The organism is Kitasatospora sp. NPDC093550, from assembly GCF_044764985.1.
Taxonomy (GTDB): Bacteria; Actinomycetota; Actinomycetes; order Streptomycetales; family Streptomycetaceae; genus Kitasatospora.
Genome location: NZ_JBIWJF010000039.1, coordinates 1 through 25,049, shown reverse-complemented (window position 1 = coordinate 25,049; position 25,049 = coordinate 1). Strand labels below are relative to the sequence as shown.

Genomic DNA, 25,049 nt, shown 5'->3' with positions numbered 1-25,049 from the left:
CCGGCGGCCCGCGGACGTCAGTAGACGAGCGCCTGGACGCCGTCCGCCATGATCTCGCTGACGAAGACCTGCGCGCCCGCGATCCGGACACCCTCGACGGTGTCCTTCTGCTCGATCCCGCGCCGGGCCGCGCACTGGGTGCACAGCGTCACCGAGCCGGACGCCAGGATCGAGTCCAGCAGGTCCGGCAGCGGCGCCGCGTGCGGCAGTTCGAACTCGGCCGCCCGGCCCGGCAGCGCGAACCAGGAGGACTCCCCGGTCAGCCAGAGCGACACCTCGATCCCACTGGCGACGGCCACCGCCGCCACCGTGAACGCCTGCGAGCACCGCTCCGGCGCGTCCGCCCCTGCGGTGACCTTGATGACCAGTTTCTTCGACATGGCGCCACCTTAGAGGTCGCGTCGGCCCCGCCGTCCGTCATCCCGGGAACCCGTGGGCAAAGCTTGGGCGGCGTGGTGGCCGCGACGGAAAACCACGACGTGGTGGGGCTCACCGCGACCGCTCGGAGCCCGACGGATAGAGTGACCGGAGCAAAATCCACCACACTGTCGCCGCCTGGGAGCCCCCCGTGTCCGGTCTGGAAATGTTCTTCGACGGTCTGCTGGCCCTGATGGCCGTGCTGATCACCTGGTTCGCCATCTTCTCGGTGATGAAGCTGTACCAGGGCCAGCGCTGAGTCTGCCGTACGGTTGAGGCAGCCCCACACCGACGACGACAGCGACCAGGAACATGATCGAGATCCCCTCTGACCTCCACAAGGACGTCGTGCCGCTCGCCTTCCTCCTCGGCACCTGGGAGGGCGCGGGCGTCTACGACTTCCCGGGCACGGAGAAGTGCAACTTCGGCCAGGAGATCGTGATCCGTCACGACGGCCGCCCCTTCCTGGAGTTCCGCTCCCGCACCTGGGTGCTGAACGGCGAGGGCGAGAAGGTCCGTCCGCTGGAGAACGAGCACGCGTTCTGGCGCATCACGAGCAACACCGACGGCACCTCCGGCGTCCGCGGGATCGAGATCTCCTCCGTCCGTGACGACGGCACGGTCGAGATCTGGTACGGCGAGCTGGCCGACGGCAAGCCGCAGGTCGACGTCTCCACCGACGCGGTGGCCCGGATCGAGGGCTCGCCGGAGTACTCCGGCGGCAAGCGGCTGTACGGCTTCGTCAACGGCGAGCTGCTCTGGGTCGGCGAGAAGGCCGCCCCGAACGTGCCGCTGCGCCCGTACATGTCCGCGCAGCTGAAGAAGGTGCTCAGCCCGGCGCAGCTGATCAAGGACATCAACGACCTGCCGGACGACGGCATCGCCTTCTTCCAGTAGGCACAGTCCGCGCAAGGGTGGGGACCGGTCCGTGGCCGGTCCCTACACTTGCCTCAGGACCCCCCGACCTTGGCAGGGACAGACCCGTGGCGGACACCGGCACCACCGACTGGCAGCTCTCCGGCGACTGGAAGAGCGACCTTCGCGAGCGCGGCTACCGCCTCACGCCGCAGCGGCAGCTCGTGCTGGAGGCCGTCGACGCGCTCGACCACGCCACCCCGGACGACATCCTCTGCCACGTCCGCCGGACGGCCAGCGGCATCAACATCTCCACCGTCTACCGGACCCTGGAGCTGCTGGAGGAGCTGGGCCTGGTCTCGCACGCCCATCTCGGCCACGGCGCCCCGACCTACCACCTGGCCGGCCGCCACCACCACCTGCACCTGGTCTGCCGGGACTGCGAGAAGGTCACCGAGACCGGGACCGAGATCGCCCAGCCGCTGATCGACAGCCTGCGCGCGCAGCACGGCTTCGACACCGACCTCAAGCACTTCGCCATCTTCGGCCGCTGCGCCGACTGCACCGCCAAGCTCGCCGACGGCCGGTCGTAAGCTGGCCGGTATGACCGGTGTGAAGAGCCCGCTGCTTGCCCTGCCCGGAGCCGTCCCCGCCGAGGGGGCCGACGAGGGCGTCGCCGCCCACTACGGCGACCTGTTCCGCGAGCAACGCCACCTCGCGCGGGGCACCGGCTTCGTCGACCTCTCGCACCGCGGGGTGGTCACCGTCACCGGTGCGGACCGCCTCTCCTGGCTGCACCTGCTGCTCACCCAGCACGTCAGCGAACTGCCCGCGCAGCAGGCCGCCGAGGCGCTGGTGCTCTCCCCGAACGGGCACGTCGAGCACGCGCTCTACCTGGTGGACGACGGCACCACCACCTGGGCGCACGTCGAGCCGGGCACCCAGCAGGCGCTGGTCGGCTACCTGGAGAGCATGAAGTTCTTCTACCGGGTGGAGGTCGCCGACGCGACCGCCGAGTACGCCGTGGTCCACCTGCCGGCCGGCTCCGCCGCCTCCGTCGAGGGCGCCGCCGCCGTCCGTGAACTCCCCTACGGGCGCGACCTGTTCGTGCCACGCGGTGATCTGGAGAAGCTCACCGCCGGGTACGGGCCGGCGGTCGGCGTCTGGGCGTACGAGGCGCTGCGGATCGAGGGCCACCGGCCCCGGCTCGGCTTCGAGACCGACCACCGGACCATCCCGCACGAGGTGGACTGGCTGCGCACCGCCGTCCACCTGCAGAAGGGCTGCTACCGCGGTCAGGAGACCGTCGCCCGGGTGCACAACCTGGGCCGCCCGCCGCGCCGGCTGGTCTTCCTGCACCTGGACGGCACCGAGGAGACGCTGCCGCCGCACGGCACCGAGGTGCGGCTGGCCACCGACCCGGACGGGCGGTCACTGGGCTTCGTGACCTCCTCGGCCCGGCACCACGAGCTGGGGCCGATCGCGCTCGCGATCGTCAAGCGGAACGTCCCGGTGGACGCGGTGCTGCTGGCCGGGACGGTGCCGGGCACCCAGGACGTGATCGTCCCGCAGTAGGCCCGGTCCTCCAGCCCCCGGTCCTCCAGCCCCCGGTCCTCCAGCCCCCGGTCCTCCAGCCCCCGGTCCTTCAACCTCGGGTGCTTCAACCCCGGGTGCTTCAGACCTCGACGAGGACGGTGAACGGGCCGTCGTTCACCAGCGCCACCCGCATGTCGGCGCCGAACCGGCCCGTCTCCACCTTGGCGCCCAGCGCGCGCAGCCGGGCGACCACCTCGTCCACCAGCGGTTCGGCGACCGGGCCGGGGGCGGCGGCGTTCCAGGTGGGGCGGCGGCCCTTGCGGGCGTCGCCGTAGAGCGTGAACTGGCTGATCACCAGCAGGGGCGCGCCGAGGTCGGAGCAGGACTGCTCCACGCCTTCCTCGTTCGCCGGCAGCAGCCGCAGCGTCCAGAGCTTGCGGGCCAGTTGGGCGGCCTTGGCGTCGGTGTCGTCGTGCGTGACGCCGACCAGGACGCAGAGCCCGGGCCCCTCGATCGCACCGACGGTCTCACCGGCCACGGTCACCCGGGCCTCGGTCACTCGCTGCACCACTGCTCGCATGCCGCCATTGTGCCGGAGCGCCGGACGGCGGGCGGAGGGCCCCGGGCGGGCCGGGTCGCCCAGGGGGGCGGGAGCCGGGGCAGCCCGCCACGGTGCCGCGTCCGCGGCCCGGCCCACGCCCTCGATCGCCGCCGTGCGCCCCGTCACGCGCGTTCCGGGGGTCGTCCCACCCCGTCCTCGCCGCCGGCTCCCTCGCGCCCGGCACGCGCTCCGTCCGACGCGCCGCGTCCCCCACGTGCGTCACAGGAGTTGTCCCAGGGCGCACGGGAGGGGCGTGCGTGATGGTGGCGCACGCCGTGATGTGGGCGCCTGCGCTGGTTCGGGCGCCACTCTTCCTGCGGAAAGGGCTCGTCATATCAGCCACCCCCGTTCGCCAGGGGGCCGTTCGGGTGCACGGGCGGTGCGCCCGCGCCGGGCGGGGTGGCACGCTGGGGGACCGTACGAAGGGTCCGGGGCGCCATGAGGTCCGCCGCGCCGGGCCGGGTTCGGCCGGGCGGTCGAGCCGGTAGGTCAGGTGTTCCGGTGGCGTTCCCCCCTACGGGTGGTCGCGGCCGGGGAGCGCAACCTCCGGGGGGCTCCCGGGCGTGCCGACGGACGGAACGCCGAGCCCGTCGGGGGACGGGCCGGACCGGCGGCAGGGACGGGGTGCCGCGAGCGGGCGGGATCGGACGACGGCAGGTGGTTGGGTGATGGACGCGAGCAGCGCGGCGCGGGACCGGTCCGGGCAGGTGGCGCAGGCCCCCGGGAGCCCGGGCGGACCGGTGGCGGCCGTGGAGGACGAGCCCGATCTGGAGCGGCTGGGCCTGGACCAGCTGCGGGTGCTGCGCCGGGAGACGCTGGAGCAGGAGGCCGACCTGTCCTACCTGCGGCGGCTGCTGCACGGGCGGATGGACATCCTGCGCGCCGAGCTGGACCGGCGCCCCGGCGTGGGCCCGGTCCGCTCGGCCGGCGTGTCCGGGCCCGACCCGGCCCCCGGCGACCTGCTGGACCGGCTGCCGGCCATCCTCAGCGACGCACCCTCCACGGTGCGGCGCTCGGCCCGGCACGTCACCCTCGGCCCGCCGCGCACCCGGGAGTCCCGGCTGGAGGCGGACGCGTTGATGGGCGACGTCCAGCTGGCCGATCTGGCCGCGCACCCGGCCGAGGAGCTGCTGGCCGCCCTGGAGCGGCTGCGGACGCACGAGCGGGAGGTGTCCGGCCGGCGCCAGCGGCTGCTGCGCACGGCCGACGGTTGCAACGCCGAGATCACCCGCAGGTACCGTGATGGGGAAGCACGGGTCGACGACCTGCTCGCAGGGGGGCCGCTCTGACCGGGTGAGTCGCTGCGGGCGGGGGCGGCCCGGGCTCGCTCCCGGCCCACCCTCGCCCCGGAAGGCACAATCCGCATGCCCCAGCTCGCCACCGCGCCCGTTCTCGCCGAGGTCATACGATCCGGCTTCGTCGAGGGTCGCCACCACGGGTCCCTGGTGCTGCTCGCCGCCGACGGCTCGGTCGAGTTCGCGCTGGGCGACCCGGACGCGCCGGTCTTCCCGCGGTCGACCGCCAAGCCCTTCCAGGCGGTGGCGACGTTGCGGGCCGGGCTGGAGCTCGGGGGCGAGCTGCTGGCGCTGGCGGCCTCCAGCCACTCTGCAGAATTGTTTCACCTGGCCGGTGTGCGGGCCATCCTCGACTCTGCCGGACTCGACGAATCCGCCCTGCGCACCCCGGCCGACCTGCCGCTGGACGAGACCGAGGCGGAACTGCTGCTCGGCGCCGGCGGCCACCGCGCCCCGATCCTGATGGACTGCTCCGGCAAGCACGCCGGCTGGCTGGCCGCCTGCGTGGCCAAGGGCTGGGACACCGCGAGCTACCTCGACCCCGCCCACCCCATCCAGCGGCTGGCCCGCGAGGCCCTGGAGGAGGGCACCGGCGAGACCTCAGCGCACACCGGTGTGGACGGCTGCGGCGCCCCGCTGCTGACCGTCACGCTGACCGGCCTGGCCCGCGGCTACCGCGGCCTGGTGCTGGCCGCCGAGGGCTCCGCGCCGCGCCGGGTGGCCGACGCGATGCGCGCCCACCCCGAGTACGTGGCCGGCACCCGCCGGGCCGACACCTGGTTGATGCGGGCGATCCCGGGCGCGCTGTCCAAGATGGGCGCCGAAGCCGTCCAGGTGGTGGCGCTGCCGGACGGCCGCGCGCTGGCCTTCAAGATCGACGACGGCGGCGAGCGCGCCCGCGGACCGGTGCTGGCGGCCGCGCTGCGCCGGCTCGGGGTGACCGGGGCGGACGAGACCGTCGAGCGGATCGGCGCGGCCCCGCTGTACGGCGGCGGCGTCCCGGTCGGGCAGGTCCGGGCGGCGTTCTGAGCCTGCGCCGCTCGCCCCGGCGGCCGTCCGCCGGGGTGCGGACGGCGCGGGGGCGGTGCACGGTGGACCGGGGGCCGTCGCACAGCTGAGGGAGTCCGCCATGACCGACCATGTGTACCGGGTGACCGAGATCGTCGGGTCCTCGACCGAGAGCGTCGACGCCGCGATCCGCAACGGGGTGGAGCGGGCCGCCCGGACGCTGCGCAACCTCGACTGGTTCGAGGTCTCGCAGGTCCGGGGCCATCTGGAGGACGGCCGGATCAAGCACTTCCAGGTCTGCATGAAGGTCGGCTTCCGGTTGGAGGACTGACCGGCGGGATCCCGAGGGGGCGGCCCGAGGACCGCCCGGGCGGGGCCGGCCGACCCGGTCGGCGCTCCGGCGGCACCCCGGTGGTTCCGCTGCCCGCCCCGCCTCGGGCCTGCCGCTGGTCGGCGACAGCGCGACCGCACCGGTCCGCAACCGACGTGCCGGCGGGCGGTTCTGACGGTCGTTCATGCCTGCGGCCCCGGAGAGCCGTTGCTCGCCGGGGCCGGACGCGCTGCCGTCCGGCCGCGGCTACGCGCTCAGCGGGTAGCGCGAGTCCAGGTCGCGGAATACCGCCCCGTTGAGGACGAAGGCCCGCTTGCACTCCTCGACCACCCGGCGCCGCTCGACCTCGTCCATCGCCGCTCCGGCCGCGTCCAGCCTGGCCCGGTACTCGCGCTTGAACGCGGCCGGGTTGGCGACCTCCTCGAAGACGTAGAACCGTACGCCGTCGCCCTTGCGCGCGAACCCCCAGGTCCGTTCCGCCACGCCGCGGATGATCTGGCCGCCCGACAGGTCGCCCAGGTAGCGGGTGTAGTGGTGCGCGATGTACCCGGCCGGCCACTCGGCGGCCAGCTGCTCCACCCGGGCGGCGTAGGCGGCGGTGGCGGGCAGCGGCGCCAGCCCGTCCCGCCAGTCGGGCCCGCGCAGGTGCGCCAGGTCGCGCTCGATGGCGGCGGTGCGCAGCAGCGCCCGGTCGACGAGGGGGCCGACGAGGGGGTGCTCCGCGAGCTGCCCGGTCCGGCTCTCCAGGGCCCGGTAGACGTACCAGAGCTGGCCGGTGAGGTCGGCGTACGCCTCGACCCCGAGCCGGCCGTGCAGCAGTCGGCTCATGAACGGGGACTGCTCGGCGGCCTCGTGCTCCTCGCTGCTGGCGGTGCGGAGCGCGGTGGAGAATTGGACGGGCTCGGGCGTGGGCATGCGGCCTCCAGGGAGCGGATGCGGCCGGGTCGGATTCCGCCCCGACGTCCTTGGTTAGCCTAACCTCACTCCGCATCATGCCGACAGCCTGTCGGCAAACCGCGTCCCCGATCCGCGCCGCAGGTCGGCCGCGGCCCGTTCCGTCCCCGCGCACGACAGAGGCCGGGGCCGCGGACGAATCCGCGAACCCCGGCCCCAGGCTGTCCCGACCTACCTCGAACGTCATGATCGAACGAGATCGGAACGACGGCTCAGTGGCCGCCCTGCTCCGCCAGGCGCTTGATCGAAGCGGTGACCTCGGCCTCGGCCTCGGCGCGGCCGACCCAGTTGGCGCCCTCGACGGACTTGCCGGGCTCCAGGTCCTTGTAGACCTCGAAGAAGTGCTGGATCTCCAGGCGGTCGAACTCCGACACGTGGTGGATGTCGCGCAGGTGCTCCCAGCGCGGGTCCGTCGCCGGGACGCAGAGCAGCTTGTCGTCGCCGCCGGCCTCGTCGGTCATGTGGAACATGCCGATCGCGCGGCACTTGATGAGGCAGCCCGGGAAGGTCGGCTCGTCCAGGATGACCAGGGCGTCCAGCGGGTCGCCGTCCTCGCCGAGCGTGCCCTCGACGTAGCCGTAGTCGGCCGGGTAGCGGGTCGAGGTGAAGAGCATCCGGTCGAGCCGCAGACGGCCGGTCTCGTGGTCGACCTCGTACTTGTTACGAGAGCCCTTCGGGATTTCGATAAGGACGTCGAACTCCAACGGTTCCTCCAAGGTAGGGACTGACAGAATCCAAGTGTCTCCTACGGGAGTGAGTGCTCGGGAAAGGGGCCGGTCGGTGGGCGCAGGGGGAGGGGCGGCTCGCCGCCGCAGGGGGACGGCCGCGGGGTTGTTCGGAGCGGTGCTGCTGGTCGCCGGGACGGTCCTGGCCTCGGGCGGTGCGTACGCGCAGCCCGCGCCGACCCCGGGCGGGCACAGCGCCGGGCAGGGCGAGGACGAGGACCACGACAGCCAGGGCGGCCACGACGGCAGGAAGGGCGACCGCGGGAAGGTCACCGCCAAGCCCCGGCCGGGTGACGGCCCGGGCCCCACGCCCACCCGCCGCTCGGGGGTGCCCGCCGCCTCGCCCACCGGCGGCGGCGACCCGGCCGCCGGGCGCCCGGCCCCGGCCCAGGCCGCCGTCCTGGCCGCCGCCGAGGCCGGCCCGGCGGCCGCCCTCCCCACCGCGCAGGGCCTCCAGCAGGCGCTCGCCGCCGCCGTCGCCGACCGCAACCTCGGCGACGTCACCTTCGCCGTCTCGGACGCCGCCAGTGGCCAACTCCTGTACGGCTCCGGGGAGAACACCCCGGCCACCCCCGCCTCGACCACCAAGCTCGCCACCTCGATCGCGGCGCTGTCGCTGATCCCCGGGGACACCCGGCTGAGCACCAAGGTGGTCCGCGGCGCGGCCCCGGGCACGATCATCCTGGTCGGCGGCGGCGACCCGACGCTCACCGCACTGTCCGCCGACCAGGTGCAGATCGGCGGACAGCCCGCCGACCCCGACACCGCCCCCGCCTCCCTGGACGCCCTCGCCCGGCAGACCGCCGCCGCCCTCTCCGCCGCCGGCACCACCACGGTCACCCTCGACTACGACCTCTCGATGTACGAGGGCGGCCCGCAGCACAAGAACCACGACGGGCAGAACATCGCCCTGGTCGTCCCGCTGATGGTGGACGAGGCCAAGGTGGACCCGAAGAGCCGGGAGGATGCTCCGGCCCGGGTCGCCGACCCGGCCGGCGCGGCCGCCGAGGCCTTCGCCGCCCTGCTCAAGGCCCAGGGCGTCACCGTGGAGGGCCGGGCCAAGCCCGCGGCCGCCCCCGCCGCCGTCGACGCACCCGTCCTCGGCCGGGTCGAGTCGCCCACGATCGCCCGGCTGGTCGAGCGCTTGCTGACCACCTCCGACAACCAGCTCGCCGAGGGGATCGCCCGCCAGGCCGCGCTCGCCGCCCACCAGCCGGCGAGCTTCGAAGGGGCGGCCGCCGCCGTCACCCAGGAGCTCGCCCGGCTCGGAGTGCCGATGGCCGACGTGGTCCTCAACGACGGCAGCGGCCTGCACCCGGGCAACGCGATCCCGCCCGCGGTCCTGGTCCGCCTGCTGTCCCTGGCCGCCTCCGACCAGCACCCCGCCCTGCGTCCGGTGCTCACCGGCCTCCCGGTCGCCGGCTTCACCGGCACCCTCGGCAAGCGCTACGGCTCCGGCTCGGGCGCCGCCGACGCGGCCGGCCTGATCCGCGCCAAGACCGGCACCCTCACCGGCGTCAGCACCCTCGCCGGCACCGTCGTCGACTCCGACGGCCGCCTTCTCGCCTTCGCCGTGATGACCCGCCCGCCCGCCACCGTCAACGTCGACACCGCCCGCGCCGCCCTGGACCGCATCGCCGCCCGCCTCGCCACCTGCGGCTGCCACTGACCCCGGCCCCTCCACCCCGCCCTCCCTGCCGGGGCGGCGCGAAGCGCGTCCGGACGCCCTCCGCCGTCGGCCCGGGCGCCACTTTCCGTCCCCTTCCGCGCGGGGCCGCTCCGCCCTTCCGGCGGCTCTTCCGCCCGGGCGGCGCGGTCGGCCATCCTGCCCGTACCGGAGGCGAGTTGGCGTACCGACCGGTTCCGCTCAGGGGCCGGGAGCCAGGGCGGCGGGAGGTCGGGAGAGGGGTGTTCGCGGCGGGTGGCTGCCGTTGGTGGTGGGGAGCACGTACGGTGAGGGCATGACGAGCGCGAGTGGCGGTGCTGACATGGTCGACTGGAACCTCGCGGTCGCAACCGCGACCAGACTGGTGCGGCCGGGGCCCGAGGTGAGCCGGGCGGAGGCGGCGGCCGTGGTCGCCGAGCTGCGCAGGCACGCCCTGGAGGCGGAGGAGCACGTACGGGCGTTCACCGGCATGCGGTCGTCGAGCCTGGCCCAGGCCGCGGCGACGCCGGTGCTGGTGGTGGACCGCCCCGGCTGGGTGCGGGCCAATGTGGCGGGCTTCCGGACGGTCGTCCAGCCGCTGGTGGAGAAGCTGCAGGCACGCCGGGCGAACAGCGCGGCGGCCGGGGTGTTCGGCACGGTGGGGGAGAAGGCGACCGGCATCGAGGTCGGCGCGCTGCTGGCGTTCCTGGCGACCAAGGTGCTGGGCCAGTACGAGACCTTCGCGCCGGCGGAGCCCTCGCTGGAGGCCCCGGACAGCCCGGCGGCGCTGTTCGACAAGCCGCGGTTGGGGCCGGAGGGCCCCGGGCCCGGCCGGCTGCTGCTGGTGGCGCCGAACATCGTGCACGTCGAGCGGGAGCTGGACGTCGACCCGTCCGACTTCCGGCTCTGGGTCTGTCTGCACGAGGAGACGCACCGCACGCAGTTCACGGCGGTGCCGTGGCTGCGCGATCACATCCAGTCCGAGGTGCAGTCCTTCCTCTCCGAGACGGACGTCGACCCGGGTGCGCTGCTGGAGCGACTGCGGGACGCGGCCGGTTCGCTCGGCGGGCTGCCGGGTGTCGGCGGGCGGGAGGGTGCCTCCTCCTCGAACCTGCTGGAGATCGTCCAGTCGCCCGCGCAGCGGGAGATCCTCGGCCGGCTGACGGCGGTGATGTCGCTGCTGGAGGGCCACGCGGACGTGGTGATGGACGGCGTGGGCCCGGCCGTGGTGCCGACGGTCGCGGAGATCCGGGAGAAGTTCCAGCAGCGCCGGGACCGCGGCGCGAACCGGCTGGACCTGCTGCTGCGCCGGCTGCTGGGCATGGACGCCAAGCTGCGGCAGTACCAGGACGGCGCGGTCTTCGTGCGCGGGGTGGTGGAGCAGGTCGGCATGGAGGGGTTCAACCGGGTGTGGACCTCGCCGAACACGCTGCCGACCAAGGAGGAGATCCACGACCCGGCCGCCTGGGTGGCGCGGGTGGCCCGCTGAGTGCACCGGGGGTGACGCGCTCGCGCCGCGAGCCGGGCGGCAAGCGGCGCGGGGCGGTCAAACCCGCTCGTACGAGTGGTCCAATCGGGCAGATGCCGAGTGAAGAAGCGTTTCTTCATTCACCCGAACGTGGGACGGTGGTCGTACCGGTGGCGCGGGTGGCGTAGCGGGTCGCTCCTTTCTGCCACCATCTGTGAGCGCCCGGTAACAGGGTGCTCACAGTCGGTGTGCGGCCCCGCCGCCCGCCGCAGTCCTGTCCCCCCTCCGTCGAGGAGTCGTCCGCCGTGGGCCCTCACCCCGCCGTCGCCGCGATACGCCTGGCCGTTCGCCGCACGCTCACCGACCTCGCCGCCGAGGCCGGTTCCACCTTCACCGCGCCCGTGCGCGGGCCCCGCGAGCGCCCGGCCGGGGCGCCGCTGGTGGGTGCCGCCGTCGGCACCACCCTGATCGGCAACGCCGCCCGCCACCCCTCCGGCCTGCCCCGGACCCCGGCCGCGCCCGGCTCGCCGCTCGTCCTGGTCGCCGTCAGCGGCGGCGCGGACTCCATGGCGCTGGCCATCGCCGCCGCCTTCGAGGCCCCCAAGATCGGCCTGCGGGTCGGCGCCGTCACCGTCGACCACGGCCTGCAGCCCGGCTCCGCCGAGCGCGCCGACCAGGTGGCCGAACGGCTGCGCTCGCTCGGCCTCGACCCGGTCGAGGCGATCCCGGTGCGGGTCGGCCGGACCGGCGGCCCGGAGGCGGCCGCCCGGGACGCCCGCTACGCGGCCCTGGACGAGGCCGCCGACCGCCACGGCGCCATCGCCGTCCTGCTCGGCCACACCCGGGACGACCAGGCCGAGACCGTGCTGCTGGGCCTGGCCCGCGGTTCGGGCGCCCGTTCGCTGGCCGGGATGCCGGCCCAGAAGGGCCGCTACCGCCGCCCGCTGCTGGAGCTGGACCGGGCCGCCACCCGGCAGGCCTGCTCCGCCCAGTCGATCCCGGTCTGGGACGACCCGCACAACTGTGATCCCGCCTACACCCGCTCCCGGGTCCGCCACGAGGTGCTGCCGGTGCTGGAGAAGCACCTGGGCGGCGGTGTGGTGGAGGCGCTGGCCCGTACCGCCCGGCTGTTCCGCGACGACGCGGACGCCCTCGACCAGTGGGCCTCTTTGGCCGAACGCGACCTCCGTACGGGCGAGGGCGCCCTGGACGCCGTGAAACTGGCCGAACTCCCGCCGGCCGTGCGCCGCCGGGTGCTGCGGCGGGCCGCGCTGCGCGCGGGCTGCCCGGCCGGGGACCTCTTCGCCCGGCACCTGGAGACGATCGACCTGCTGGTCACCGGTTGGCGCGGTCAGGGGCCGCTGCACCTACCCGGGGGCGTCGAGGCCACCCGCCGGTGTGGCACGCTGGTCTTTCGGCGGCAGGGCGACTGACGGGCGGAGCATGCCCCGGGGGAGCCGGCCGTCGGCCACACAGACCCCGAACGTTTGAGGACGTATCCCCGGTGGACCAGAACGACATGGGCGCTGACCTCGCGAAGGTGCTCATCAGCAAGGACGAGATCGACGCCAAGCTCCTGGAGCTGGCCGAGCGCATCGACCGGGACTACGCAGGCAAGGACCTGCTGATCGTCGGCGTCCTCAAGGGGGCCGTGATGGTCATGGCCGACCTCGCCCGGGCCCTGCACTCGCAGGTCACCATGGACTGGATGGCCGTCTCCTCGTACGGGATGGGCACCAAGTCCTCCGGTGTGGTGCGGATCCTGAAGGACCTGGACACCGACATCGCCGGCCGTGACGTCCTGATCGTCGAGGACATCATCGACTCCGGTCTGACGCTGTCCTGGCTGCTGGGCAACCTGGGCTCGCGCGGCCCGGCCTCGCTGGAGGTCTGCACCCTGCTCCGCAAGCCGGACGCGGCCAAGGTCGAGATCGACGTGAAGTACGTCGGTTTCGACATCCCGAACGAGTTCGTGGTCGGCTACGGCCTGGACTACGCGGAGAAGCTGCGTAACCTCCCCTTCATCGGCACCCTCGCTCCGCACGTCTACGGCGGCTGAGGGCCCCGTTCGGGCTATGGGCGGGAACAGTAGGTTGTTCCCGCCCGTTGGACCGGGGGGACAAAGAACCAAAGCCGTGTCGCCGTGCTCCCGCCATGGGCGGGTCCGACTGCGGTACGGTCCAATAAACCGCTCTTCACATGAGCACCGACCGGATGCGCCGCGGCCCAACAGCCACCCGGCGCCGTTGAGTGGCAGGAGGGACGGGGCGGCAACGCCCCGCATGGATGGACGTCAAGCGATACTTCCGTGCGCCGATCATGTGGATCGTGCTGGCCGTCCTCGCCGTCATCGTACTGATGCAGGTCGTTTCGGACTCGAACGGCTACAAGACGGTGGACACCGGTCAGGTCGTTGCCGCGATCGATGCGCACAACGTCAAGTCGGCGCAGATCACCACCGGTGACTCGAACACGATCAAGATCCAGCTGAAGGACGGCGCAACGCTGCCCAGCGCCGGTACGGGCAAGGCCCCGTCCGGCAGCAAGTTCCAGGCCTCGTACATCGGCGACCAGGGTGTCGCGATCGCCGACAAGCTGCAGGCCCAGATCAACGACAAGGACAACAGCACGCTCGCCGAGGGCTACACCGTCAGCCCGGAGAAGCAGAGCACCTTCGTCAGCCTCCTGCTGTCGATGCTGCCGATCGTGATCATCGTCCTGGTCTTCCTGTTCCTGATGAACCAGATGCAGGGCGGCGGCTCCCGCGTCATGCAGTTCGGCAAGTCCAAGGCCAAGCTGCTGACCAAGGACACCCCGAAGACCACCTTCGCCGACGTCGCCGGCGCGGACGAGGCGGTCGAGGAGCTCCACGAGATCAAGGAGTTCCTGCAGGAGCCGGCCAAGTTCCAGGCCGTCGGCGCCAAGATCCCGAAGGGCGTGCTGCTCTACGGCCCGCCCGGTACCGGCAAGACCCTGCTGGCCCGCGCCGTCGCGGGTGAGGCCGGGGTGCCGTTCTACTCCATCTCCGGCTCGGACTTCGTCGAGATGTTCGTCGGTGTCGGCGCCAGCCGCGTCCGCGACCTCTTCGAGCAGGCCAAGGCGAACGCCCCGGCGATCGTCTTCGTCGACGAGATCGACGCCGTCGGCCGGCACCGCGGTGCGGGCCTCGGCGGCGGCCACGACGAGCGCGAGCAGACCCTCAACCAGCTGCTGGTCGAGATGGACGGCTTCGACGTCAAGGGCGGCGTGATCCTGATCGCCGCGACCAACCGCCCGGACATCCTGGACCCGGCGCTGCTGCGCCCGGGCCGCTTCGACCGCCAGATCGCGGTGGAGCGCCCCGACCTCCAGGGCCGGCTGGACATCCTCAAGGTCCACCAGAAGGGCAAGCCGATCGCGCCCGACGTCGACATGTCGGCCGTCGCCAAGCGCACCCCCGGCTTCACCGGCGCCGACCTCTCGAACGTCCTCAACGAGGCCGCGCTGCTGACCGCCCGCTCGGACAAGAAGCTGATCGACAACTCCATCCTGGACGAGGCGATCGACCGCGTCGTGGCCGGTCCGCAGAAGCGCACGCGGATCATGTCCGACAAGGAGAAGAAGATCACCGCGTACCACGAGGGCGGTCACGCCCTGGTCGCGGCGGCCTGCCAGTACAGCGACCCGGTGCACAAGATCACGATCCTGTCCCGCGGTCGGGCCCTCGGCTACACCATGGTGCTGCCGGACGAGGACAAGTACTCCACCACCCGCAACGAGATGCTCGACCAGCTGGCCTACATGCTGGGCGGGCGCGCGGCGGAGGAGCTGGTCTTCCACGACCCGACCACCGGCGCCTCGAACGACATCGAGAAGGCCACCGCCACGGCGCGGGCCATGGTCACCCAGTACGGCATGACCGAGCGCCTGGGTGCGATCAAGTTCGGCACCGACAACTCGGAGCCGTTCCTGGGCCGCGAGATGGGCCACCAGCGCGACTACTCGGAAGAGGTCGCCGCGCTGGTCGACGAAGAGGTCAAGAAGCTCATCGAGAGCGCGCACAACGAGGCCTGGGAGATCCTGGTCGAGAACCGCGACGTGCTCGACAACCTCGTGCTGGAGCTCCTGGAGAAGGAGACCCTGAACAAGGAGCAGATCGCCGAGATCTTCGCCCCGGTCGTCAAGCGTCCGGCCCGGCCGGCCTGGACGGGTTCCACCCGTCGCACGCCGTCCACCCGGCCGCCGGTGCAGTCCCCGAAGGAGCTGGCCCTCACCAACGGCGCCGCTGCGGGGGACACCGCTCCGGTGGACGTCGTGAAGCTCCCGCCGCTGCCGGCCGCGGAGCCGCCCGTCGAGGGCTGACCCCCGCACCCGTAGGGAATGGCTGCCGCGTCACCAGGGTTTGTACCCTGGAGGCGCGGCATCCGTGCTGTTCAGCCAGAGTCTTCCCACATGTAAGCGAGGCCCGCATGATCGACCCGGTGACGCTCGACGGTCCGCCCGCCGTCGGGACCTTCGACCAGAAGCGGGCCGAGAACGCCATCCGTGAGCTGCTGCTCGCCGTGGGGGAGGACCCGGACCGCGAGGGCCTGCTGGAGACCCCGGCCCGGGTGGCGCGGGCCTACAAGGAGATATTCGCGGGCCTCTGGCAGGAGCCCGAGGACGTCCTCACCACCACCTTCGACCTCGGCCACGACGAGATGGTGCTGGTCAAGGACATCGAGCTGACCTCGGTCTGCGAGCACCACCTGGTGCCGTTCCGCGGCGTGGCCCACGTCGGCTACATCCCGTCCACCAGCGGCAAGATCACCGGGCTGTCCAAGCTCGCCCGGCTGGTCGACGTCTACGCCCGCCGCCCGCAGGTGCAGGAACGGCTCACCAGCCAGGTGGCCGACGCGCTGATGCGGATCCTGGAGCCGCGCGGCGCGATCGTCGTGGTCGAGTGCGAGCACATGTGCATGTCGATGCGCGGCATCCGCAAGCCCGGCGCCAAGACCATCACCTCGTGCGTGCGCGGCCAGCTGCGCGACCCGGCCACCCGGGCCGAGGCGATGAGCCTGATCATCGGGCGCTGACGGCAGGACTCAGGGCACCTCGGGCTCCGCGTGCGGCGCGGCCGGGGTGCCCAGCGCGTTGCGGCGCTCGGGCATCCGCAGCGTGACCATCCGGCGCCAGCCGTACAGGCGGTCGTACAGGTAGAGCGCGTGCACCCCGAGGGTGACCACGGCCAGCTGCCAGCGCGGCCAGCGCAGGATCCGGGCCATCCGGGCGGTGACCGCCAGACCGACGTCCCGGTGGGTGCGGATCTCGCCGCGGGCGCTGGTCTCCAGGGCGTGCCGGATGTACGGGCCGTGGCCCTCGGCCCGCAGCCGCAGCAGCTCCTCGTGGCAGTACGCGAGGTGGTTGTCCTCGTCGGCGGAGATCATCCGCATCGCCCGGGCGAGGTCCGGGTTGTCCTCGTACGCCTTGACCAGCTGGCGCATCTGCTCGGCCGCCCGCTGCTCGGTGACCCGGCTGTGCGCGAGGTAGGTGATGATCTCGCGCTCGGTCAGCGGGACGTCGCTGTTCAGCCGCTCGTGCGAGAGGCCGACGCCCTGGCGCTCCAGCAGCATGCAGTAGTCGGCGTCGTCCGGGACCGGCACCTTGGGCAGGCCGCGCTTGTTCAGCAGCTGGGTGAAGATCCGGCCGTGCTTGCGCTCGTCGGCGCCGTGCCGGGCCACCTTCGGGGCGAGGACCGGGTCCCGGGTGAGCGCGGTGATCCGCTCGTTCTCCCAGCCGCCCTGGTCCTCGCCGCCCGCCGCGATGCTGCAGAACAGCTGGTACGCCTGGTCGTTCCGGTAGATCTCGTCGAAGAGCGATCGGGTGCTCAGCAAGGCGCCTCCTGCGCGGATCCGGACCGGTGCCCGCCGGGAGGGGCGGGCGGACGGCCGCGATACGTTCCCCCGGGTCGTCCGCCGGTCGGGCCGACCGGCGGGTAATCACCCGCTCGCGTCAGCCGAGGTGGGCGCCCAGCCATTCGAGCGAGGCCGGCAGCTCCTTGGTCCAGCTGTCGACGTTGTGCCCGCCGTCGTCCAGGTAGAGCGAGTCGACCTTGAACTGCGGGTTCGTCGCCGCGACCTGGGTGGCCTGCTCGACGAACTGGACGGTCTGCGGGTAGTCCGACTCCTTGCGGGTGGAGACCACCAGCAGGTTGAGCGCCGGGACCGGCATGTTCTGCAGCCGCCAGCCGAGGTCGTGCTGCTGGGCCAGGGCCCTGTCGCCGCCGAAGAGGTCGCCGCCGGTGTAGCCGTCCTGGCGCACGGTGAAGTCGCCGTGCAGGCTGGTCGCGCTGCCGAAGACGTTCGGGAAGCGCATCGCCAGGCGCAGCGCGCAGCTGCCCCCGGTGGAGTAGCCGAAGGCGGCCCAGGAGCCCGCGGTGCGGCCGACCCGGTAGGTGGCGAGGACGGCCTCCGGCACGTCCTTGGCGAACCAGGCCTCGGTGCGCGGCCCGCCGGGGACGTCCACGCACTCGGTGTCCCGGGACGGGACCACCCCGGGGCGGACCATCACCAGGACGGTCGGCGGCATCTTGCCGGCGCGCTGCAGTTCGAGCGCGGTCTGGGGCAGCGACAGGTCCTTGACCAGGTTCAGCGCCGTGCCCGGGTAGCCGGCGATGGCCAGCACGACGGGGAAGCGGACCAGGGCGAACTTCGGGTCGAAGTACTCGGGCGGCAGGTAGACGAACATCTGGTCGGAGAAACCCGTCTCCTTCCCGCTGACCTGGACCGACTCGACCTTGCCGACCTCCTCGGGCGTGCCCTTCGGCAGATTGGTGACGGTCTCCAGGCCGCCCTCGTTGGTCGGCTGGATCAGCGCGTCGGCGACCGGGGTGCCGCCCTTGTGGTTCTCGTTGCTGGTCAGCGCGAGCTTGGCGCCGCTGGTGCCGAGCAGGTCGTCCCAGGAGGTGTAGAACCCGAAAGAGTTGTTCACCGAGAGCGCGAGCACCGCCACGATGGAGGCTTGAACCACCGTCAACAGGCCGATCCGGCCGAGCACCGGCAGCGGGCGCTGCTTCGCCAGGCGGGGCCAGATCCACAGGGTGGTGACCAGGGTCGCAGCGCCGAGTGCGAGCAGCGAGTTCACCAGTGCGTCGCTGGTCAGTTCCATGCCGTCGGCCTTCCGGTGGGACGCTGTCGGTGCAGGCTTCATCGTCTGGCGGTCCGTCAGGCCGGGCCACCGCAGCTAGGCTGTCCGGGCACCCGGGCGTGGGCCGGGAGGGCGGGGCGAATCGTAGGCAACCGGCGCCCTAGAATGCGGCGTCCACCGTACGTAACGCGTCCCGGAGGGTTTCGCCGCGCCACGCTGCGGTGGCCCCTCGGCTCCCACCGCCGGCTCAACCCGCAGCGCGTCCACGGCCCCGGTTTACCGACCGTTTCCGGGTCCTTGGTATGCGCATTGCCTGATGAAGGAATAGGCATGAAGGTCCATCACGCGTCCTCCCCCGGAGTGACCGGACACCGCCCCGCAGCCCCTACGCTGAGCTTCCATGAGCGTTCCCGTGTCCGTTGAGCCGAGCCCCGAGCAGCCGCCGCGCCGTCGTCGCGGCCTGCAGACGCTGCGTACCCAGGCGGCCTCCGTGCCGAGGGCCTGGCTCCCGGGCGCGGTCGGCTACGCCTGTCTGCTGATCGGGCTGGTCGACATCGCCAGTGCGGTGTTCCCCAAGCTCCGGCACACCAAGATGCACACCTTCGCCGGCCAGCTGCCCGGTGGCACCACCAGCCTGGCCGCGGTCGGCACGCTGATGGTCGGGATCCTGCTGGTGCCGCTCGCCCACGCGCTGCGCCGGCGCAAGCGGCGGGCCTGGCGGGCCGTCTGCGTGCTGCTGCCGGTCGGTGCGGCGCTGCACATCGTGCGCTGGCACCAGGTCGGCCCGGCGGTCGTCTCGCTGGCCGTGTTCGTGGTGATGCTGGTGCACCAGCGAGAGTTCTACGCCAAGGCCGACCCGCGCACCCGCTGGCGCGCGGTGGTCAACCTGGTCGTCATGGGCGTCCTCAGCGTGCTGCTCGGCCTGCTGATCGTGAGCACCCGGACCAAGTACGAGATCGGCCACCCGGGCCTGACCGCGCGGCTGGAGCACGTCGGGTACGGACTCTTCGGCTTCGAGGGCCCGATCCGCTACACCAACATCCGGATGTCCGACCTGGTCGCCTACCTGCTCGGCGGGCTGGGTCTGCTGACCGCCTTCACCACCGCCTACCTGGCGCTGCGCCCGGGCAAGCCCAAGCCCGAGCTCACCGCGGAGGACGAGGAGAAGGTCCGCGAGCTGCTGGCGCGGCACGGCGAGCGCGACTCGCTCGGCTACTTCGCGCTGCGCCGCGACAAGAGCGTGCTGTTCTCGCCCACCGGCAAGGCCGCGATCTCCTACCGGGTGGTCTCCGGCGTGATGCTGGCCTCCGGCGACCCGGTCGGGGACGTCGAGGCCTGGCCGGGCGCGATCAAGGTGTTCATGGCCGAGGCCCGCGAGCACGCCTGGGTGCCGGCCGTGATGGGCTGCAGCGAGGTCGGCGGCGAGGTCTGGACCCGCGAGGCGGGCCTGGACGCGCTGGAGCTGGGCGACGAGGCGATCGTGGACACCGCCGCCTTCTCGCTCTCCGGCCGGGCCATGCGCAACGTCCGCCAGATGGTCAAGCGCATCGAGCGCAACGGCTACTCCTGCAAGGTGCGCCGGGTCTCCGAGCTCACCGTCGAGGAGAAGTACCGGATCGCCGACGCGGCCGCCCGCTGGCGCGGCACGGACACCGAGCGCGGCTTCTCGATGGCGCTGGGCCGCTTCGGCGACCCGCTGGACGACGACTGCGTGGTCGTCACCGCGCACAAGGAGCCCGAGGAGGGCGAGAGCGGCGACGACCTCAAGGCCGTGCTGCACTTCGTGCCCTGGGGGCCGGACGGCATCTCGCTGGAGCTCATGCGCCGCGACCGCGCCGCCGACCCGGGCCTGAACGAGCTGCTGATCGTCGCGGCCCTGCAGGCGGTGCCCGCCATGGGCGTCCGCCGGGTGTCGCTCAACTTCGCGATGTTCCGCTCGGCCCTCGCCCGCGGCGAGCGGATCGGCGCCGGACCGGTGCTGCGGGCCTGGCGCGGGCTGCTGGTGTTCCTGTCGCGCTGGTTCCAGATCGAGTCGCTGTACAAGTTCAACGCCAAGTTCCAGCCCGAGTGGGAGCCGCGCTTCCTGGTCTTCCCGAACACCCGGGACCTGCCGCGGATCGGCTTCGCCGCGATGCAGGCGGAGGCCTTCATCACCCTCGGCATGCCGCGCTTCGGCCGCAGGCGCCAGCGCGAGGGCCTGATGCCGGTCCCGTCGACCCGCGACGTCACCGAGGCCGCCTGAGGCACTCCCGTACCGTCCGCGGCCCCCGCCGAGAATCCTCGGCGGGGGCCGCGTTCGATAATGGGGGGCATGAGCAATTCGCCGTCGTTCTCCCTTCCGGCCGGTCTGCCGCGGCTGGAGCGTTGCGCAGTGATGGGCGTGGTCAACGTCACGCCCGACTCCTTCTCGGACGGCGGACTCTGGCACGACCCCGCCAAGGCGATCGCGCACGGGCTCGCGCTGCGCGCCCGCGGCGCCGACCTGGTGGACGTCGGCGGCGAGTCCACCCGGCCCGGCTCGCAGCGGGTGCCCGAGGAGGAGGAGCTGCGCCGGGTGATCCCGGTGGTGCGCGAGCTCGCCGACGCCGGGGTGATGGTCTCCGTGGACACCATGCGGGCCTCGGTCGCCGAGCGCGCCGTCGAGGCCGGCGCCGTGGTCGTCAACGACGTCTCCGGAGGGCTGGCCGACCCGGCGATGGCCCGCGTGGTCGCCGAGACCGGCGCGCCGTTCGTGGTGATGCACTGGCGCGGGCAGTCCGCCGACATGGACAGGCTGGCCGTCTACGACGACGTGGTGCGGGACGTGGTCGCCGAGCTGACCGGCCGGGTGGACGCGCTGCTGGCCGCCGGGGTCAAGGAGGACCAGCTGATCCTCGACCCGGGGCTCGGCTTCGCCAAGACCCCCGAGCACAACTGGGCGCTGCTCGGCCGGCTGGACGCGCTCACCGCGCTCGGCCGTCCCGTCCTGGTGGCCGCTTCGCGCAAGCGGTTCCTGGGTACGCTGCTCGCCGACCCGGCAACCGGGGAACTGCGCCCGGCCCGGGAGCGCGACGACGCGACGGCCGCCGTGTCGGTGCTGTCGGCCAGGGCCGGAGCCTGGGCGGTGCGGGTGCACGACGTGTCCGGCACGGCGGACGCCGTCCGGGTGGTCGCGGCCTGGCAGCGCGCGGCGCGGCTGGGGTGAGGGAGGGTTTGTGACGGGTGACGGCAGGTTGAGCGGCGGAACGGCCGGGCGGGCTCGCGCGGCGGACCTGGAGGCCGTGCTGGCGGCCAACCGGGCGCTCTACGAGGCGCTGGAACGGGGGGACCTGGAGGCGGTCGAGGACGCCTGGCTGGGCGCCGCGGACGCCGACGACAAGGGCGGCGTGGTGTGCGTGCACCCCGGCTGGCCGGTGCTGCGCGGACGGGCGCAGGTGACCCGCTCGTACATGTTGATCATGATGAACACGGAGTACATCCAGTTCTTCCTGACCGATGTCGAGGCCGAGGTCCACGGTGATGTGGCCCTTGTCACGTGCACCGAGAACATCCTGTCCGGCGGCGAGGCGGAGGAGGAGGGCGAACTCGGACCGCTGGTCGGCGGAAAGGTCGTGTCGACGAATCTGTTCCGCCGTACCCCGGCCGGGTGGAAGCTCTGGTCGCACCACGGTTCACCCGTTCTGACCAGCGGCGACGAGGACGACGAGGACTGATTCCGGCGGGAACGGAAATACGGTGCCGGCAGGCCGCCCGGGAATTCCCGAGTGGTCACCGAACGTTCACGTCAATCGCCGATCCGGCGCGCGTGGCGCCGTTTCCTGCCGGGTAGGACGGTCAGGCGTTGTCCCTGCTCGCGGGTAGATTCGAAACGGAGTGGCGGGCGTGCTGCCCGCCTTCGCCCTGCCCGTCCATGCCTGTTTCCGGGCGGGGCCCGTCCGACTGGGAGCAGTGATTCGTTTGCTGGACCGCGTCACCCTGCGGGGGCTGCGAGCCCGGGGCCACCACGGCGTCTTCGAGCGCGAGCGCGTCGAGGGCCAGACCTTCGTGGTGGACCTGGTGCTGTACCTGGACACCCGCCCCGCCGCGTCCGGCGACGACCTCACCCGCACGGCGCACTACGGCATCGTGGCCGAGGAGGTCACCGCGATCATCGCCGGGGAGCCGGTCGACCTGATCGAGACCCTGGCCCAGCGGATCGCGGACCAGTGCCTCAAGCACGAAGCGGTCGAGGAGGTCGAGGTGACCGTGCACAAGCCGGACGCCCCGATCACCGTGCCGTTCGACGACGTGACCGTGACCATCCACCGGGGCCGCGCATGACCGCCGCTGCGCGCCCGGTTCCCGAGGTAGAGGACTTTCGATGAGCACCAGCGACCCGACCACCACGCCGAACGCGTTCGACCTGGAGAGCCGGGTGGACTCCGCCGACACCACGCTGCACGGCCAGCGCTGCGCGGTGATCGCGCTCGGCAGCAACCTGGGCAACCGGCTGGACACCCTGCAGGGCGCGGTGGACGCGCTCGCCGACACGCCGGGGCTGAAGATCAAGGCCGTCTCCGCGGTCTACGAGACCGAGGCCGTCGGCGGCCCCGAGGAGCAGCCGAACTACTACAACGCGGTCGTCGTGCTGCGCACCTCGCTGCCCCCGCGGGACCTGCTGGAGCGCGGCAACGCGATCGAGGACGCCTTCGGCCGGGTGCGGACCGTCCACTGGGGGCCGCGCACCCTGGACGTCGACATCCTGGCCTACGAGGGCGAGCTCAGTGACGACCCGCAGCTGCTGCTGCCGCACCCGCGCTCGCACGAGCGGGCCTTCGTGCTCGCCCCCTGGCTGGACGCCCAGCCGGAGGCCGAGGTGCCCGGACACGGGCGGGTCGACGCGCTGCTGGACGCGCTCGGCGGCGCGGACGCGCAGGGCGTGAAGCGCCGCGAGGACATCCGGCTGACGCTGCCGGAGTAGGCCTGCGGCCGCCGACGGCCGGGCCGATGGGCTGCACCCCACGGCCGAGGAGCTGCCGCCCCGAGCCGCGCCCCGGAGACGGGCGGGCGCGTAGGGGCCGGGGAACTCGGTCGGTGGCCCGGCCGTACCAGTAGGTGTCCGCCGTTCGCGCGGGTGTCCGCCCGGCCGGGCCCGGTACGGTGGCCTGGCGCCGCCGCGTCGGGTCACCGCGCGGCCGTTCTGGTGTACCCAGGGAAGGACCTGCTCCGAGTGAAGCTGCTTCGCCTCCGTCTGCTGATCGGCATCACCGCCGCCGTGACGGCGCTGTCCTGGGCGGGCTCCAAGCTGTGGGCCTCCCTGGACACGCTGCCGGCCGTGCCGGGCGCGGCGCCGGTGGTGCTGGCGGCGGTGGCGGTGATCCTGCTGGCGACCGCGCTGTCGCTGCGGTCCCGGCTGAAGGCGGTGCGCGAGCGGCAGCCCGGCGCGAAGGGGGTCGACCCGCTGCTGGCGGCCCGGGCGCTGGTGCTGGGGCAGGCCAGCGCGCTGGTCTCGGCGGTGGTCACCGGCATCTACGCGGGCGCGGGGATCTACCTGCTGGGGGAGCTGGACGTGTCGGCCCGCAAGGACCAGGCCGTCACGGCGGGGTTCGCGGTGCTGGCGGGGGTCGCGGTGATCGCCGCGGCGCTCTGGGTCCAGCATGTCTGCAGGTTGCCCGAGGACCACGACGGTCCGAGCGGCCCGGCGGCCTCCCACCGCTGAGCAGGACGTTTTCCGTGATCTTGGGGGAAAACCCGGGCGTGTGCGATGGAAATCTCCCCCTGTCAAGGGCGGAAGGGGACCCTGGGCTGACAGCGCCCCAATTCGCACGCTAGTTTCTTGGCATGTCTCGCGGACGCCACCGTCATTCCTCCGTCCTCGGCCGGGTCTTTCCCCCCACCGCCGCCGGCGTACTGCTGGTAGCCGCTCTGGCCGCTCTGCTTTTCAGTCAGGACACCATCCTGGTGCGCTCGGTGGGCATCGCGGCGGTGATCGCGACGCTCGGCTTCGCCCTGTTGCTGCGTCAGCGGGACAAGGCGGCCCGCGCGGCCGCCGAGATGTCCGCGGCACAGCGACTGAGGGCCGAGGAGCGGTTCGAGGAGCAGCTGGCGGAGGCCGAGTACGCGGCCGAGGTCGCCGAGGAGCGGGCCACCCGCTTCGGACGGCGGCTGACCGCCGAGAAGTCGCGACTGGCGAAGGCCGAGACCGAGATCGCCCGGCTGCTGCGGGAGCGGGCCGTGACGGTGGCCGAGCAGGCGCTCAAGGAGGCCGAGGCGGCCCAGCGGGCGCTCGCCGCGAGCCGGCCCAAGTACCCGGCCAGCCCGGCCGCGTTCGTGCGCGCGGCGGCCGTACTGCGGCTGCTGGAGCGTCGTGCGGCCGAGCAGGAGGCGCAGCGGGCGCGGACGGCGGGCGCGGAGGTCGCGCTGCGGGCGCACGCCGCCCCGGCGGCCCAGGCCGCGCCGGCCCCCGCGCCCGCCCCGGTGGCGGTTCCCGCCCCGGTGGCGCCCGCGGTGCCCACGCCGGTGCCGCTGGCGAAGTCCCCGATGCCGCCCGCACCGGTGCGGCCGGCGCTGACGGCGACGGTCGGTCAGCTCGGCGGCGCGCCGACCGGGTCGGCCGTTCCGGCCACGGCGCCGGCGGAGCGGCAGCGGCCGCGGTCGGCGCAGTCCGGGCAGGCGCGCGGGCAGGGCTTCAGCTTCTTCGGTCGCAGCGCGGGCGCGGCGGCCCGGCCGGCGGCCCCGGCGCCGGCGGTGGGCAGCGTCGCCGAGCTGGCCGAGCGGACCGACCTGGCGGACGTGGTGGGCGACGAGGCGGTGGCCGCGAAGGCCGAGGCCGAGGCCCTGGCGGCGGAGCCGACCGCGGTGCGGGACGGCGTGCGGGAGCCGCAGCCGGCCGAGCGGTCGCAGCAGGGCGGGTCGCAGCCGGGTGGGCCGACCGTGGTGGACCTGACCCCGGAGGACGAGACCGAGCTGATCCAGCTGCCGGAGCTGCGCGCCTCGCGCTGAGCCGGGCGCACCGACGCCGCGGGGGGGGGGGGGGGGGGGGGGGCGGGGGGGGGGGGGGGCGGGGGGGGGGGGGGCGGGGGGGGGCGGCCCCGCGGCGGGGGGCTCGGTAACGCGGAGGCGCTCCCGGGCGGGCGGCTCGGGAACGCGTAG

At 73.3% G+C, this 25,049-nt stretch carries 25 protein-coding genes; 19 read left to right on the top strand and 6 right to left on the bottom strand.

Translation table 11 applies throughout. The features are described from left to right. Window positions 1-17 precede the first annotated feature (17 nt). The gene (locus ACIRD3_RS36510) at window positions 18-380 is read right to left on the bottom strand and encodes a DsrE family protein (protein WP_402225378.1); all 363 of its coding nucleotides are present in this window, start codon (window positions 378-380) and stop codon (window positions 18-20) included. A 349-nt stretch (window positions 381-729) separates the two neighbouring features. Between ACIRD3_RS36510 and ACIRD3_RS36505 the strand changes: the two genes are divergently transcribed. The 3 genes from ACIRD3_RS36505 to ACIRD3_RS36495 all read left to right on the top strand — a co-directional run bounded on the left by ACIRD3_RS36505 (window position 730) and on the right by ACIRD3_RS36495 (window position 2,847). Beyond that, a complete protein-coding gene (locus ACIRD3_RS36505) occupies window positions 730-1,314 on the top strand; it encodes an FABP family protein (RefSeq protein ID WP_402225376.1) in 585 nt (194 codons plus the stop codon). An 86-nt stretch (window positions 1,315-1,400) separates the two neighbouring features. Next, entirely contained in the window at window positions 1,401-1,865 is a 465-nt protein-coding gene (locus tag ACIRD3_RS36500) for a Fur family transcriptional regulator (protein WP_402225374.1), read from the top strand. Window positions 1,866-1,884: 19 nt separating this feature from the next. After that, window positions 1,885-2,847, top strand: a complete 963-nt coding sequence (locus tag ACIRD3_RS36495; RefSeq protein WP_402225453.1) for a YgfZ/GcvT domain-containing protein — start codon at window positions 1,885-1,887, stop codon at window positions 2,845-2,847. 100 nt (window positions 2,848-2,947) lie between these two features. Here the strand turns inward: ACIRD3_RS36495 and dtd are convergent, their stop codons facing one another. Further along, a complete protein-coding gene (gene dtd, locus ACIRD3_RS36490) occupies window positions 2,948-3,388 on the bottom strand; it encodes a D-aminoacyl-tRNA deacylase (RefSeq protein WP_402225371.1) in 441 nt (146 codons plus the stop codon). A gap of 689 nt (window positions 3,389-4,077) precedes the next feature. Between dtd and ACIRD3_RS36485 the strand changes: the two genes are divergently transcribed. The 3 genes from ACIRD3_RS36485 to ACIRD3_RS36475 all read left to right on the top strand — a co-directional run bounded on the left by ACIRD3_RS36485 (window position 4,078) and on the right by ACIRD3_RS36475 (window position 6,043). After that, on the top strand, window positions 4,078-4,698 hold the full coding sequence (locus tag ACIRD3_RS36485) for an ABC transporter substrate-binding protein (RefSeq protein ID WP_402225369.1): 621 nt from the start codon (window positions 4,078-4,080) through the stop codon (window positions 4,696-4,698). Between the two features lie 75 nt (window positions 4,699-4,773). After that, on the top strand, window positions 4,774-5,733 hold the full coding sequence (locus tag ACIRD3_RS36480; protein ID WP_402225366.1) for an asparaginase: 960 nt from the start codon (window positions 4,774-4,776) through the stop codon (window positions 5,731-5,733). A 100-nt stretch (window positions 5,734-5,833) separates the two neighbouring features. Beyond that, the gene (locus ACIRD3_RS36475; protein ID WP_402225363.1) at window positions 5,834-6,043 is read left to right on the top strand and encodes a dodecin; all 210 of its coding nucleotides are present in this window, start codon (window positions 5,834-5,836) and stop codon (window positions 6,041-6,043) included. Between the two features lie 246 nt (window positions 6,044-6,289). Here the strand turns inward: ACIRD3_RS36475 and ACIRD3_RS36470 are convergent, their stop codons facing one another. Further along, window positions 6,290-6,958, bottom strand: coding sequence for a heme oxygenase (biliverdin-producing) (locus ACIRD3_RS36470; RefSeq protein WP_402225360.1), 669 nt, complete (start codon window positions 6,956-6,958; stop codon window positions 6,290-6,292). Between the two features lie 251 nt (window positions 6,959-7,209). Then, window positions 7,210-7,701 (bottom strand): inorganic diphosphatase, encoded by a 492-nt coding sequence (locus tag ACIRD3_RS36465; RefSeq protein ID WP_030059594.1) that lies wholly within the window; start codon window positions 7,699-7,701, stop codon window positions 7,210-7,212. 127 nt (window positions 7,702-7,828) lie between these two features. Here ACIRD3_RS36465 and dacB point away from each other — a divergent pair, with 127 nt between their 5' ends. From dacB to folE, 6 genes are all read left to right on the top strand, one after another. Then, window positions 7,829-9,391, top strand: coding sequence for a D-alanyl-D-alanine carboxypeptidase/D-alanyl-D-alanine-endopeptidase (gene dacB, locus ACIRD3_RS36460; protein WP_402225357.1), 1,563 nt, complete (start codon window positions 7,829-7,831; stop codon window positions 9,389-9,391). 292 nt (window positions 9,392-9,683) lie between these two features. Beyond that, a complete protein-coding gene (locus tag ACIRD3_RS36455; protein WP_402225354.1) occupies window positions 9,684-10,856 on the top strand; it encodes a zinc-dependent metalloprotease in 1,173 nt (390 codons plus the stop codon). Window positions 10,857-11,140: 284 nt separating this feature from the next. Beyond that, a complete protein-coding gene (gene tilS, locus ACIRD3_RS36450) occupies window positions 11,141-12,268 on the top strand; it encodes a tRNA lysidine(34) synthetase TilS (RefSeq protein WP_402225351.1) in 1,128 nt (375 codons plus the stop codon). 71 nt (window positions 12,269-12,339) lie between these two features. Further along, a complete protein-coding gene (gene hpt, locus ACIRD3_RS36445; RefSeq protein ID WP_030059589.1) occupies window positions 12,340-12,894 on the top strand; it encodes a hypoxanthine phosphoribosyltransferase in 555 nt (184 codons plus the stop codon). A 227-nt stretch (window positions 12,895-13,121) separates the two neighbouring features. Next, window positions 13,122-15,176, top strand: a complete 2,055-nt coding sequence (gene ftsH / locus ACIRD3_RS36440) for an ATP-dependent zinc metalloprotease FtsH (protein ID WP_402225348.1) — start codon at window positions 13,122-13,124, stop codon at window positions 15,174-15,176. Between the two features lie 107 nt (window positions 15,177-15,283). Then, the gene (gene folE, locus ACIRD3_RS36435; RefSeq protein WP_030309924.1) at window positions 15,284-15,889 is read left to right on the top strand and encodes a GTP cyclohydrolase I FolE; all 606 of its coding nucleotides are present in this window, start codon (window positions 15,284-15,286) and stop codon (window positions 15,887-15,889) included. Between the two features lie 9 nt (window positions 15,890-15,898). Here folE and ACIRD3_RS36430 read toward each other — a convergent pair whose 3' ends face one another. Further along, window positions 15,899-16,687, bottom strand: coding sequence for a ferritin-like domain-containing protein (locus tag ACIRD3_RS36430; RefSeq protein ID WP_402225344.1), 789 nt, complete (start codon window positions 16,685-16,687; stop codon window positions 15,899-15,901). 118 nt (window positions 16,688-16,805) lie between these two features. After that, the gene (locus ACIRD3_RS36425) at window positions 16,806-17,960 is read right to left on the bottom strand and encodes an alpha/beta hydrolase (protein WP_402225341.1); all 1,155 of its coding nucleotides are present in this window, start codon (window positions 17,958-17,960) and stop codon (window positions 16,806-16,808) included. Window positions 17,961-18,339: 379 nt separating this feature from the next. Between ACIRD3_RS36425 and ACIRD3_RS36420 the strand changes: the two genes are divergently transcribed. The 7 genes from ACIRD3_RS36420 to ACIRD3_RS36390 all read left to right on the top strand — a co-directional run bounded on the left by ACIRD3_RS36420 (window position 18,340) and on the right by ACIRD3_RS36390 (window position 24,899). Further along, window positions 18,340-20,181, top strand: a complete 1,842-nt coding sequence (locus ACIRD3_RS36420) for a phosphatidylglycerol lysyltransferase domain-containing protein (RefSeq protein WP_402225338.1) — start codon at window positions 18,340-18,342, stop codon at window positions 20,179-20,181. A 69-nt stretch (window positions 20,182-20,250) separates the two neighbouring features. Continuing rightward, window positions 20,251-21,123 carry a dihydropteroate synthase gene (gene folP, locus ACIRD3_RS36415; RefSeq protein WP_402225335.1) on the top strand — a complete coding sequence of 291 codons (873 nt, stop codon included), beginning with the start codon at window positions 20,251-20,253 and terminating at the stop codon, window positions 21,121-21,123. A gap of 10 nt (window positions 21,124-21,133) precedes the next feature. Next, window positions 21,134-21,631: a nuclear transport factor 2 family protein gene (locus ACIRD3_RS36410; protein ID WP_402225332.1), complete on the top strand. Its 498-nt coding sequence runs from the start codon at window positions 21,134-21,136 to the stop codon at window positions 21,629-21,631. A 247-nt stretch (window positions 21,632-21,878) separates the two neighbouring features. Continuing rightward, a complete protein-coding gene (gene folB / locus ACIRD3_RS36405) occupies window positions 21,879-22,238 on the top strand; it encodes a dihydroneopterin aldolase (RefSeq protein WP_030059580.1) in 360 nt (119 codons plus the stop codon). 40 nt (window positions 22,239-22,278) lie between these two features. After that, the gene (gene folK, locus ACIRD3_RS36400) at window positions 22,279-22,878 is read left to right on the top strand and encodes a 2-amino-4-hydroxy-6-hydroxymethyldihydropteridine diphosphokinase (protein ID WP_402225329.1); all 600 of its coding nucleotides are present in this window, start codon (window positions 22,279-22,281) and stop codon (window positions 22,876-22,878) included. Window positions 22,879-23,127: 249 nt separating this feature from the next. Beyond that, window positions 23,128-23,616 (top strand): DUF3180 domain-containing protein, encoded by a 489-nt coding sequence (locus tag ACIRD3_RS36395; protein WP_402225326.1) that lies wholly within the window; start codon window positions 23,128-23,130, stop codon window positions 23,614-23,616. Window positions 23,617-23,738: 122 nt separating this feature from the next. Beyond that, entirely contained in the window at window positions 23,739-24,899 is a 1,161-nt protein-coding gene (locus ACIRD3_RS36390; RefSeq protein ID WP_402225323.1) for a hypothetical protein, read from the top strand. Window positions 24,900-25,049: the final 150 nt, after the last annotated feature.